Source organism: Salinivibrio sp. MA440, assembly GCF_001996265.1.
In the GTDB taxonomy this organism is placed as follows: Bacteria; Pseudomonadota; Gammaproteobacteria; order Enterobacterales; family Vibrionaceae; genus Salinivibrio; species Salinivibrio costicola.
The window spans coordinates 1-12,530 of record NZ_MUFI01000028.1; the positions used below are offsets into that span (position 1 = coordinate 1).

Consider the following 12,530-nt stretch of genomic DNA (forward strand, 5'->3'; position numbering starts at 1 on the left):
ATTATTGACAGGCTAAACACAAAAAATCGGGGTTGATAAACCAAATCAATCGCCTATTATATAAAACGAATTCGTTAGAGCACAAAACATTATGTGGCGATCAAAAACGACAGATACGGCAGTGCTGGATTCTGAAGTACTCGACCGTAAACAGACAAAATCTAACACGCAGTTCGTGTTTCGTAAGCCTGCCATCAGCGATGGTGGCAACATTTATCGACTAATCACGCAATGCCCGCCGCTGGACGTGAACTCCGCTTACTGTAATTTTTTACAGGCGACGCATTTTAAAGAAACGTGTGTTGTTGCAGAGCGAGAAGGCGATGTGCAGGGCTTCATCTCCGGTTATATCCGCCCTGAGCAGCCAGATACCTTTTTCGTCTGGCAAGTTGCGGTGTCGCCAAAAGCACGTGGTGAGGGGCTTGCCCTATCGATGATTGAGGCGCTACTGGCTCGCAAAGTCGCGCAAAACGTTCACTTCATCGAAACCACAATCACAGAAGACAACGCCGGTTCTTGGGCGCTGTTTAAAAAGGTAGACCGCCTCTATGGCTCTGGTGGTCAACGCTCGGTGTTCCTTGATGAACAAGAGCATTTCAACGGTGAGCACGACACCGAATACCTTTTCCGAATTCCACTCAAAAAATAACAGGATGAGTTATGGATATCTTTAAGTCGCAGGAATCAAATGTTCAATGTTATGCCAACAACTTTCCCGTTGTATTTGAGAGCGCAAAAGGCTGTTGGATGACTGACGTAGACGGTAAGCGCTACCTTGATTTTCTAGCCGGCGCTGGTTCACTGAACTATGGACACAATAATCCGACGCTGAAAAAAGCGCTGATCGAGTATATCGAGAAAGACGGCATTACACACGGCCTAGACATGTATACAGAGGCGAAAGCACGCTTTCTCGAAGTATTTAAAAATCACATCTTGGCCCCACGTGGTTTGGACTACAAGTTCCAATTCACAGGCCCTACTGGTACCAACGCTGTGGAAGCGGCAATGAAGCTAGCTCGCAAAGTGACTGGGCGTTCAAACATTGTTTCTTTTACTAATGGTTTCCACGGTTGTACTTATGGTGCACTCGCGGTGACAGGTAACCATCACCATCGTGGTGGCGGCGGTATTCCAGTCAATAATTCAGTTACGCGTATTCCGTATGACGGCTATGCGAACGTTGATGGTCTCACCTTGTTTGAGACGATGCTTAATGACGCTTCAAGCGGTTTAACCGGTGGTGATAAACCTGCCGCTGTATTACTTGAGGTCGTTCAAGGTGAAGGTGGCTTAAATGCCGCATCTAATGAATGGTTACAACGCTTACAAACTATCTGTAAAGCACACGATATCCTGGTGATTGTCGATGATATTCAAGCAGGTTGTGGGCGTACGGGGACTTTCTTTAGCTTTGAGCCTTCAGGCATCAACCCTGATATTGTGACCTTGTCCAAATCCATTGGTGGTTACGGCTTACCTATGGCAGTCGTTCTACTCAAACCTGAGCTAGATCAATGGGCACCGGGTGAGCATAACGGTACATTCCGTGGTAACAACCATGCCTTTGTGACCGCTGCCGAAGCCATCGAAACCTATTGGCTAGATGATCAGTTCCAAACCCATATTCAAGCGCGTGCGGATCAGCTCAACAAAGTCCTGCAAGATATGCTTGCTAAAAATAGCGACTTATTTGAGATCATCAAAGGACGAGGATTGATGCAGGGTATTGCCTGTAAGAACGGTGATATTGCCGACGACATTACCAGCTTGTGCTTTGATAATGGCATGATCATCGAAACAGCCGGCCCAGAAGACGAAGTGATTAAATTCTTCTCTCCGCTGACCGTCAGTGAAGCTGAAATGGAGAAAGGCTTACAAATTTTCGTTAAGTCCGTTGAGCAGTACAAGAAAGAGAAGCTCAAAAAAGCATCATAAAGACATAACGAATAGACAAATAATAAGGAACAATCATGATTGTCCGCACATTAGAAGAATGTCAAAACAGTGATCGCCGCGTGGTCGCAGAAAATTGGGAAAGCGTACGCATGTTGCTACGTGATGATAACATGGGATTTTCATTCCATATCACCACCATTTATGCGAACACTGACACGCATATCCATTATCAGAATCATCTAGAATCAGTCTATTGCATGTCTGGTGAGGGTGAGATTGAAACGACTGACGATGGCAAGGTTTATCCAATCAAGCCCGGCACGCTGTATATTCTAGATAAACATGACGAGCACCAGCTACGCGCAAATAAAGGTGTTGATATGGTCATGGCCTGTGTGTTCAACCCGCCCATCACAGGGAAAGAGACACACGATGAAAACGGTGTTTATCCATTAGTCGATTAACCGTCAAGGGGCAGCGGGATGCTGCCCCTGTAAACCCAATCGACCTTTTTGTTCATAAAGCCCACAAGGAGCTCACATGAATCATACCGTTGAAAAGATCGGCGGTACGTCGATGTCAGCCTATGACGCTGTCATGGATAACATCTTTTTGTACCCGTCAAACCCATATAACCGAATTTTTGTTGTTTCTGCTTACGCTGGCATCACGGATGCATTGCTGGAGTGTAAGCGTTCGGGTAAACCAGGCATTTATCGCTTACTCGCCGCGAACAACCCAAAATGGCGCGATGCGATGGATGAGCTAGAACAGCGTATGCTATTGATTAATAGCAACATGTTCCCTGACCCTGTTTTTCGTGAGCGTGCCGATAATTTTATTCGCCAGCGAATGGAAAAAGCGCATAGCTGTATCGAAGGCATACTCGAAACCTGTAACTATGGGCAGTTTTCTCTGGAAAGCTATTTGCCGCAAGTCCGTGAGTTCCTGTCGTCAATTGGTGAAGCACATAGTGCACACAACTCGACGCTGCTACTCGAAAGTGTTGGCATCAACTCACGATTTGTCGACCTGTCTGGCTGGGACAATCCGGATGAAGGCAAAGGTGATCTCAATACAGTCATCGCCAATGCGATGGACGACATTGATTTCAGCAATGAGCTGCCCATCGTTACCGGCTACGTCTACTGTGATGAAGGTCTGATGAAGACCTACGACCGCGGCTACAGTGAAATGACCTTTAGCCGAATTGCAGTGCTGACTAAGGCAAGCAGTGCCGTGATTCATAAAGAATACCATTTGAGCAGTGCAGACCCCCGCATTGTCGGTCCAGAACGTGTACAGCCAATGGGCCTCAGCAACTACGATGTGGCTGACCAACTGGCAAACCTTGGTATGGAAGCGATTCATCCTAACGCAGCCTCTGGCATGCGCGCTGTAGGCATTGAGTTGATCGTTAAAAATACCTTTGAACCTGAGCATGCTGGTACGGTGATCTCTCACAAATACCGTCCAAAGGACAATGAGATCGAAATCATTGCTGGCCGTGACAAAGTGCTTGCGCTACACATTTTTGACCAATCAATGGTCGGACATTGTGATCAAGTCAGTTACGACGTGATGGAAATCATTCGTGAAGAGAACGTTCAGCTAATCAGTAAAGAGATGAACGCTAACTCCATTACTTACTACTTAGATGGTAAGACCGCGAGCCAAGATAAGGTCATCAATCGGGTTGAAAAGCTATATCCAAAAGCGAAGATTACCGGTGAAATGGTCGCACTGATTTCTGTTATCGGCAGCCGTATCGACTCAAACCAAACAATGAGTAAAGGGATGCTTGCGCTACTTGATGCGGAGATCAACCCTAAAGCGGCTCACTCTTCAATGCGCGATGTGGATGTGCAATACGTTGTCCTTGATAAGTATTACCATGCCGCTATCTGTGCATTACACGCTTGCTTTATTGAAAAGCCCGCACCAAAACCGACAGTGCGTGCTGCATAACCTAGCAGCAACACATTGTGAGTTTGAAAATGCCTCCAACCTGGGGGCATTTTTATGCGTATTTTTCGCGTAGTTGACCAAGCTTATCCTTATAAACCACCAGCCTAATGTTTAATCATCATTGATAATGCCTAGATAGAAGGTAAAATGCCGCACTTTATTTGGTTAAGTGTTCTTCGTTTATGATCGACCCTAATTTGCTTCCTGTTTACTTAACAGCCGTTGCCGCGTTGTTATTCGTCCCCGGGCCAGATATGTTATTGATTATTAGTGCGAGTCTTAGCTATGGTCGACGGGTCGGTGTTGCCGCGAGTTTAGGCAACGCTACCTCTGGACTGATTCTTACCGTATTAGCAGCCACTGGCGTTTCAGCCGTGATTGCAATGTCCCCGATTGCGTTAACGGTTCTCCAGTATGTTGGTGCAGCGTATCTACTCAAAATGAGTATTGATACGTGGAGAGCATCACCTGCTGAAAGCGAAGCGGTACAGTATCAACAAAAAATGGGGCGCTATCTCTATAAGCGTGCCGTGATGACGAACCTGCTCAACCCTAAAGCGTTACTCTTTTTTGTTTTATTCTTGCCGCAGTTTATCTCACAGCAGATACAAGCATCATCGAGCACTCAGCTATTAACGCTCGGCCTTCTACTTAATGCACTCGGCCTTGCGTTTAATATCATACTGGTCGCGATCGTAGGTAAACTTGGCAAGCAGATGCTAACCAACACCCACATTCAAAGCTATCAACACAAAATTATGGCCATCGTCTTTGCATTATTGGCTATTTGGCTTTTTACTCAGCAGTTATCTGTATAGCGAGCTCCGCTGCGAAGCGGTAAGCCTGCAAAGATGAAAATCCAGCAATCAACAAACGTGAACTTAGACATCAAACTTTGTCATAATGGTCGCTCAGCTATCAATAGGAGAACGTGTAATGGATGAAAACACCGCCACGCTACTTAACTTGCGTGTTATAGAAGTTAGCGATTATCAACCCTTAGCAGAGTTGATGGACCTCGTCTTTCCAGATGTCGGCGGTGCTTGGCCAAAAAGCACGATCATGCAACTGGTAACGGCCTTCCCTGATGGCCAGATATGCATTGAAGATAACGGTAAAATCGTCGCCGCTGCCCTCACACTCAAAGTCTCTTACAACCGTTTTTCTCTCCCTCATACTTATAGCGATATCATTACTGACGACGGCGTAGTGTTTCATGATGCCAAAGGTGATGCGCTTTACGGGTTAGATGTGTTCGTGCATCCGGACTACCGCGGGCACCGCTTGGGACGTCGTCTCTATGAGGCGCGCAAAGATCTTTGCCAAGCATTAAATCTAAAGGCAATTCTAGCGGGTGGGCGCATTCCTGGTTATCACAAACATACCGATGTGTCAGTGACTGACTACATTAACAAGGTAAGACGTAAAGAGATTCACGATCCTATCCTCTCGTTTCAGCTGTCTAATGACTTTGACGTCAAACGGCTAATGAATCGTTATTTGCCCGAAGATGATAAATCCGCAGGTTACGCAACATTATTGGAGTGGGATAACTTCTTTTATGAGGAAGACGCATCATCGGTGCACGATATTGATAAAACCATTGTGCGCCTCGGGGTTGTGCAATGGCAGATGCGCCACGTGTTATCCGTTGACGACCTGCTCAACCAAGCCGAGTTTTTTGTTTCTTCTTTAGCCAATTATCAATCGGACTTTGCCCTATTCCCGGAGTTTTTCTGTGCACCGTTAATGGGGCTTGCACCAGATAAACGCTCGGTGGAGGCGATACGTTTTCTTAGTGAGTTTACCCAAGCCATTAAACAACGCTTTTCTCAGCTGGCGGTGACTTACAACATCAATATTATCGCAGGGAGTATGCCAGTCCTCGAAGATGGCAAGCTCTACAATGTGTCTTACCTGATGCATCGAGACGGCAGCATTGACGAACAGTACAAAATCCATATCACGCCACATGAGCAACGAGACTGGGTGATCGATGGCGGTGATACAGTAAAAGTTATCGAAACCGACGCAGGCCGCGTTGGCATTCTTACTTGTTATGATGCGGAATTCCCAGAGTTAGGGCGGATCCTTGCCGAGCAAGGGGTACAGATTTTATTTGTTCCTTTCTGGACAGATACCAAAAATGGTTATCTTCGAGTCCGTTTGTGCGCTCAAGCTCGCGCAATTGAAAACGAATGTTATGTTGCTATTGGTGGTAGTGTCGGCAACTTGCCCCGTGTCGATAACGTTGATATTCAATATGCCCAGTCGGCGGTCTTTTCACCGTCTGATGTGTATTTCCCTCACGATGCAACACTCGCAGAGGCGAACGCAAACACTGAGATGATGATCTTCGCGGATGTTGACCTTGATAAGCTCAAAATGCTGCATGAACAAGGCTCAGTCACCAACTTGAAGCACCGCAGACCTAAGCTCTATGCCAGTCATTTAAGCCAAGAATAAGCCGAAGCCCGGTGACTCAGGCAAGGGCCATTTAGACGCCAAGAGAGTGTGATTCGTGTCTATCGCACTGACTTTGTCCAAGGTCAGTGCATTTACTGGTGCAAAGGAACACTCTCTTGATAGAATTACCCCGTATCTGCGAAAGCGTTATTAAGAGAGATTCCCAATGGGACGAAGTTTTGAAGTTCGTAAAGCGTCAATGGCCAAAACCCAAGGCGCAAAAATTAAGGTTTACTCAAAATACGGTAAAGAGATTTACGTATGTGCTAAAAATGGTGGCTCAGATCCAGAGAGTAATCTATCACTGCGCCGCTTGATGGAAAAAGCCAAAAAGGATCAAGTGCCTGGGCATGTCATTGACAAGGCACTTGATAAAGCTAATGGCTCTGGTGGTGAGAACTATGAAGTAGCTCGGTACGAAGGATTCGGCCCTGGTAGCTGTGCGGTGATTGTTGATTGTTTAACCGACAACAACAGCCGTACCTACATGGATGTTCGCCAATGCTTTGTCAAAAATGATGCGAAAATTGGTACACCGGGCGCGGTGTCTCATATGTTTGAACATCAAGCGGTGTTTCAATTTCAAGGTACAGATGAAGAAGGCACGCTGGAAGCCCTGGTCATGGCTGATGTGGATGTCTCCGACATCGAAGCAGACGAAGGGGTGATTACGGTTTTCGCGCCTCATACAGAGTTTTTCAAAGTGAAAAATGCGCTGAGCGACTTTCTTGGCGACACGCCGATTGATCTTGAGGAGATCACTTTTGTCCCTCAAATCGATACTGAGGTCAGTGGCGATGATGTTGAACGTTTTGAAAAGTTCCTCGACATGCTTAATGATTGCGACGACGTACAAAACGTCTATCACAACGCTGAGCTAGTATAGTTCCGTGCTTGACACACTAGAGCGCCTCACCTCAGAGATGGCGCTCTATTTTTCATCAAGTTGGGTTAATAACATTTGTGAGAACAACGCCCAACTCTGACGAAACCGATCCTCGCCTTGCGATAAATAGCTTTGTAAGCCCGCTCCAAGAAAGAAAGCGTCCACTACCCGAATTGCCGTATCTATCTGATACTGCGGAATCTTCCCTTGATAAAAGTACTCAATTGCTCGGGTATATTCGGTTAAGCCGTGCTGAGAAAAACGTTGTATTGCCGCACGAAATTGCCCATCAAATAATGCTTGAGTCGTGAAGCTATACATCGCCTTCATCGCATAAGGCTCGCATTGCATGGTCAGGTATAAGGTATCGCCTGTCACCGCTAAATAACTTTCAAAGTCTTCGAAATTAGCCGGTTCAGCCACGGCTAAAAACATCGAAATGAGCTCATCCACAGCCGCATATTTTACTGCATCAAGATTATCAAAGTGATGATAGAGCGCGCCTTTGCTGATCCCCGCTTTTTTACCCAACTTTGTTGCTGTGAGTGCCGCAAGCCCTTCATTACCAACGATTTCCAATGTGGTTGAAAGAATATGTTGCCGCATCGCCCGCGACGCAATTTCATGCTTATTCATCGTTATTTGATCAAATTTGAAAGTCCAAGTGAAAAAATAAAACATACCGAATGTTCATTCAAATATTTACGCGCAAAATGTGACCGATAACCGAATGATTTATCGACAGCTATGCGTGCCAAAAAAGGATAAGTGAAAGTCGATGTTGTAAAATAACAGCCGAGCACGCAAAGACAGGTGCGGTCTCTGTGTCTACAATAACAAGAGGAAAATCAACGAAAGTCGGATAGGAACGATGAAAAGATTATGGGCTTTATTACTGATTATGAGTGTCTCGGTATCCGTGAATGCCAAAACGACTTATGTAGTAGGCGTACAGAGCTTTTCTCAGTATTATCCCTTTTCAGCATATTCTAATCGCAGTTATTCAGGGTTTAATCGCGAGTTACTCGATATGTTCGCCAACACGCATCACTATCGATTTGTGTACAAAGCTTTACCACTCACAAGCCTTCCTTCCCGTTTTGTCGATGGTGTCGTTGATCTTAAATATCCAGATAGTCCCGATTGGGATCGCGACATCAAAAAAGGCGTCAATGTCATTTATAGTGAGCCTGTGGTTGATTATATCGACGGCGTCATGGTTATCGACCAAAACTATGGCCAACCTATCGACCAATTACAACGACTAGGAACCGTCGTGGGCTTTACCCCTGAACTTTATCAATCACGTATCCGTTCGGGCCAAACACGCTTAAATGAGAGTTACAAATATGATTCTTTGATGATGAAGCTTGTCAGCGGTCGTATTGATGGCGGCTATGCCAATATCGCTGTTGCACAGTTTTATCTTGATCAAATGGGCTTTAAAAAAGGATCGGTACGCTTTGATGATACCTTGCCCCATGAAAAAGGGACTCGACGGCTTTCCACCATCCATCATCCCAAGCTCATCGACGAATTCAATCAGTTTCTATCCGATAAGCAAGAGGCGATATCTGCACTAAAAGCGCGCTATGGCATAGAGTAAGGGAGGATTATCAGAGCAACGCTGTCAACGCCTTCCTTTGAGGGAGCGAATCAGTTAATGCTTTAATTCAGTATACGATATTGTATACTCGAGCCGCCCGTTCGGGCAGGATAAGTGTGTTGTGTCAATATAGTGAAGAGTACTCTTGAATAATCAGCTTATCAGTTTGGATTTATTTTACGCGATAGAGCATCTGATGCCCGGTAAGCGCACGGCGGCATTGTTTCGTCGCTCGATCAAACATCTCCCTGTCACGACCTTGTCTCTCCCTCACTATGATTCTGCAGCCGGACTTCAGCTCGCGCTCTTTCGCCACTGTCGAAACTATGTCGCGTTTACGCAAGGCAAACCTATCTCACCCGATTTTGACTTTTCTGGTACCGCTGAACAGATCCTAGCGGCAGAGTCGGTAATGAAGGCATTTATTCGCGGCGCCTATTGGTGGGTTGAGTATCATATGGGGCTATATCGTGAAGACTGGAGTCAAGAGCAGACGCAACGTTGGTTAAGAGATTTACGGCTGTTGGTACAAGTTATTATTGGGATTGGTAATTGCACGAATGCTGCCTTTTTAATCACCCACCGCGGCCCGATTCAAGCGCTCACTTATGATACGCATTTAGAACCCTTCCTAAACAATTATTAGCGCGGTGATCGAGCGCGCTATTCATTGATGGTTTCGCTGTTTCGTCATGTTTTTTCGATAGCCTGAGTCCAATACTCATGAAATAGGCTCTTGTATGAAGCGATTAAAACGCTATCAATATGAGCGATACGCCATACTCTGTCGTGCCTCTTACCCTACCTATTTTGATCACACCCAGTATGGATTCAGTCCCCATGGTCGGCGTGATATTTATGACCGATGGGGACGATGTATTATCCGGGTGCTGTGGCGGGAAAACGATGACGCGGTCGTGGTCTTTCGTGGTTCGCAAACCGCCTGGGATTGGTTGGTCAACTGTGCGTGCACACCTAAAACGATCACTATCGATGGTAAGAAGTGTCACGTCCATTGGGGGTTTCACTATCTTCTCACACAAAAAAGTTTGTCATGGCAACCGCACAAACGCCAATACCGACACATGACAGACAGCCAGTTTGCGGATATTGCCCAAGCGGCCGATCACACCGTGCTTGAAGGAGAGACAGTACTCACTAAATTAATCTCTGCGTTAACCCCTTTTTTACACGCAGGTAAACATATTTCTTTTATCGGCCATTCATCAGGGGGCGCCATGGCGATTATCGCTGCAGCAAAGCTAAATCATCAATTTGGCGGAGCGATAAAGCGCATCGTGACGTTTGGACAGCCGGCTGCCGGAATGTGGCGTTTTAAGCAATTATACCCTTTCTCAACACGTACCTATCGTATCTGTTGTGATGTCGATATGGTCACATTCTTACCTGCCATTCCCTTCGTGTACTGGCATGTAGGACGATTACTTTGGTTACACGAGAATAAAATTTATACCAATACACCCTCTTTATTTCGAATCTTGCGCGTCCTCTATAGTTGGTTAACGCGCCCGATTGCCTACCATTACATGGATAAATATATCCGGCGCAAGGATTACTTTGACCAGCACTAGCCCTCACATCAGTCAGGCGGTGAAGTGTGAACTATGTTGAAGCGTGATCCTGTGCGCACGGATCCCGGCTGACTCAAGAAGTTAACCAATGATTCATGAGGTTTTAACAGTGGCTCACCATCCTTTTGATCGCGCCCACAATTTATGATGGGTCAGTATAACTATTTAATCACGATCAGAAAGGAACCATGCCGTGAGCAAGCATATTGATCAACGTCCATTAGATACAGAGCCTGAGTTCAACCGCTTTATTGATGCAGCATTAAGTCGTCGCCGTTTTTTACAAGGCACCGGAGCGGCCAGTGCTGTCGCTTTTTTTGCTGCCAATCCAGTTGCGAAAGCAGTAGCAGATACAATGAGCCAAAGTGAACTGCTCGGCTTTGAGGCGATCCCAACATCAACAACTGATACAGTGAACGTACCTTCAGGATATAAAGCTGACGTACTGGTCTCTTGGGGCGATCCTCTTTTCGCTAACGCACCTGCTTTTTCCCAACAAAATGGCGCCGATGCCCAAGCACTCCAATTTGGTGATAACAATGATGGCATGACGTTTTTTCCTCTCGCCAATGATCGTGCTTTATTAGCGGTAAATAATGAATACATCAATGATGAATATTTATTTGAGCACGGCGGTAAAAATATTTCGGCCGATGATGCACGTAAGTCACAAGCGGCGCATGGCGTCTCTTTGGTTGAGTTGAAAAAAATGGATGGCCGCTGGCACGTCAACCAAGAGGGCCGCTTGAATCGTCGTATTACGGCCTACACTGAAATGGCCATGACGGGCCCCGCAGCCGGGCATTCGTTACTCAAAACCGCCGCCGATCCTTCAGGAAAAACGATTCTGGGCACCTTTAACAATTGTGCTAATGGCGAAACACCCTGGGGCACGTACCTGACCTGCGAAGAAAACTTTAACGGCTATTTTGCCAGCGCAAAAAACGTTACCTTGGGCAAAACGTATCAGCGCTACGGTATCAGCGATTCTGATTGGGGCTATGATTGGTACAAACATGACGAACGCTTCGATGTGGCTAAACATCCCAACGAGCCACATCGCTTTGGTTGGGTGGTTGAAATTGATCCTATGGATCCGAACTCAACGCCGAAAAAGCGCAGTGCACTAGGGCGCTTTAAACACGAGAATGCCGCACTCACTGTTAATGACGATGGTCATGTTGTGGTTTACATGGGTGACGACGAGCGTGGCGAACACCTTTATAAGTTTGTCTCTGAGGGAAAATACGATCCGAGTAAAGGTAGCGCTAATCGTGATTTGCTCGAAAATGGCACCTTGTATGTCGCCAAATTTACTGGCAGCGACGACGAGCTAAACGGCCAAGGTGAATGGTTAGCGCTGACCTTTGGCAAAAACGGTCTCACGCCAGAAAACGGCTTTCCTGATGAGGCCAGCGTGCTCATTTTTGCCCGAGAAGCAGCAACACAAGTGGGGGCCACTACCATGGATCGCCCAGAATGGGTGGCCGTGCATGCCGACAAAAAACACGTTTTCTGCACGTTAACCAATAATAAGTACCGCGGCGTCAAAGACAACCAACCCCTCAATGCCGCTAACCCCCGCACGGAAAATCCTTATGGCCATATTATTCGTTGGGCTCCTACTCAAGGCGATCATACCCGTGACACCTTTGAGTGGGATATTTTTGTGATGGCAGGCCATCCTGAAAAGCAATCTGGCTTAATGGCAGGCACAGACAACATCAACAAAGACAATATGTTTAATAGCCCGGACGGCATCGGCTTTGATCGCGCCGGACGTCTTTGGATCCAAACCGACGGCAATTATTCCAACGAAGGCGATTTTGCCGGCATGGGCAATAACCAAATGTTATGCGCGGATACTCAAACAGGCGAAATTCGTCGCTTCCTCACGGGGCCTACCTCATGTGAGATCACTGGGCTGACGTTTACCCCTGATTCACGCACTATGTTTGTCGGCGTCCAACACCCTGGTGCTCACTTTCCTGCTGGTGGCAACGCTATACCGCGCTCTTCGGTCATCATGATCACCAAAGAAGACGGCGGAGTCATTGGCAGTTAAGCCGTTTAACTCACAAACTCCCGTCAAAGCCCTTGTTTTTATGAGGGC

The 12,530-nt window shown here is 46.5% G+C and carries 12 protein-coding genes; 11 read left to right on the forward strand and 1 reads right to left on the reverse strand.

Translation table 11 applies throughout. From position 1 onward, the window contains the following. Positions 1 to 91: 91 nt before the first annotated feature. From ectA to BZG80_RS09900, 7 genes are all read left to right on the forward strand, one after another. Positions 92 to 649 carry a diaminobutyrate acetyltransferase gene (ectA, locus tag BZG80_RS09870; RefSeq protein WP_077461416.1) on the forward strand — a complete coding sequence of 186 codons (558 nt, stop codon included), beginning with the start codon at positions 92 to 94 and terminating at the stop codon, positions 647 to 649. An 11-nt stretch (positions 650 to 660) separates the two neighbouring features. Continuing rightward, positions 661 to 1,938, forward strand: a complete 1,278-nt coding sequence (ectB, locus tag BZG80_RS09875) for a diaminobutyrate--2-oxoglutarate transaminase (protein WP_021024032.1) — start codon at positions 661 to 663, stop codon at positions 1,936 to 1,938. Positions 1,939 to 1,973: 35 nt separating this feature from the next. Then, positions 1,974 to 2,363 (forward strand): ectoine synthase, encoded by a 390-nt coding sequence (locus BZG80_RS09880; protein WP_021024031.1) that lies wholly within the window; start codon positions 1,974 to 1,976, stop codon positions 2,361 to 2,363. 76 nt (positions 2,364 to 2,439) lie between these two features. Continuing rightward, positions 2,440 to 3,867, forward strand: coding sequence for an aspartate kinase (locus BZG80_RS09885; protein WP_077576706.1), 1,428 nt, complete (start codon positions 2,440 to 2,442; stop codon positions 3,865 to 3,867). A 182-nt stretch (positions 3,868 to 4,049) separates the two neighbouring features. Continuing rightward, positions 4,050 to 4,685: a LysE family translocator gene (locus BZG80_RS09890; RefSeq protein WP_021024029.1), complete on the forward strand. Its 636-nt coding sequence runs from the start codon at positions 4,050 to 4,052 to the stop codon at positions 4,683 to 4,685. A gap of 118 nt (positions 4,686 to 4,803) precedes the next feature. Next, positions 4,804 to 6,333, forward strand: a complete 1,530-nt coding sequence (locus tag BZG80_RS09895; protein ID WP_077679252.1) for a bifunctional GNAT family N-acetyltransferase/carbon-nitrogen hydrolase family protein — start codon at positions 4,804 to 4,806, stop codon at positions 6,331 to 6,333. A gap of 166 nt (positions 6,334 to 6,499) precedes the next feature. Continuing rightward, positions 6,500 to 7,219, forward strand: a complete 720-nt coding sequence (locus BZG80_RS09900) for a YebC/PmpR family DNA-binding transcriptional regulator (protein WP_021024027.1) — start codon at positions 6,500 to 6,502, stop codon at positions 7,217 to 7,219. Positions 7,220 to 7,264: 45 nt separating this feature from the next. On the opposite strand, the gene BZG80_RS09905 is transcribed toward BZG80_RS09900, so the two are convergent. Further along, positions 7,265 to 7,855 (reverse strand): TetR/AcrR family transcriptional regulator, encoded by a 591-nt coding sequence (locus tag BZG80_RS09905; RefSeq protein WP_158009973.1) that lies wholly within the window; start codon positions 7,853 to 7,855, stop codon positions 7,265 to 7,267. 235 nt (positions 7,856 to 8,090) lie between these two features. Here BZG80_RS09905 and BZG80_RS09910 point away from each other — a divergent pair, with 235 nt between their 5' ends. The 4 genes from BZG80_RS09910 to BZG80_RS09925 all read left to right on the forward strand — a co-directional run bounded on the left by BZG80_RS09910 (position 8,091) and on the right by BZG80_RS09925 (position 12,482). Continuing rightward, positions 8,091 to 8,825 carry a transporter substrate-binding domain-containing protein gene (locus BZG80_RS09910; RefSeq protein WP_077461418.1) on the forward strand — a complete coding sequence of 245 codons (735 nt, stop codon included), beginning with the start codon at positions 8,091 to 8,093 and terminating at the stop codon, positions 8,823 to 8,825. Between the two features lie 145 nt (positions 8,826 to 8,970). Then, positions 8,971 to 9,471, forward strand: coding sequence for a hypothetical protein (locus BZG80_RS09915; protein ID WP_025744358.1), 501 nt, complete (start codon positions 8,971 to 8,973; stop codon positions 9,469 to 9,471). Between the two features lie 94 nt (positions 9,472 to 9,565). Then, the gene (locus BZG80_RS09920; protein ID WP_077461419.1) at positions 9,566 to 10,417 is read left to right on the forward strand and encodes a lipase family protein; all 852 of its coding nucleotides are present in this window, start codon (positions 9,566 to 9,568) and stop codon (positions 10,415 to 10,417) included. 193 nt (positions 10,418 to 10,610) lie between these two features. Then, entirely contained in the window at positions 10,611 to 12,482 is a 1,872-nt protein-coding gene (locus BZG80_RS09925) for a PhoX family protein (protein WP_077679253.1), read from the forward strand. The last annotated feature ends 48 nt before the right edge of the window (positions 12,483 to 12,530 follow it).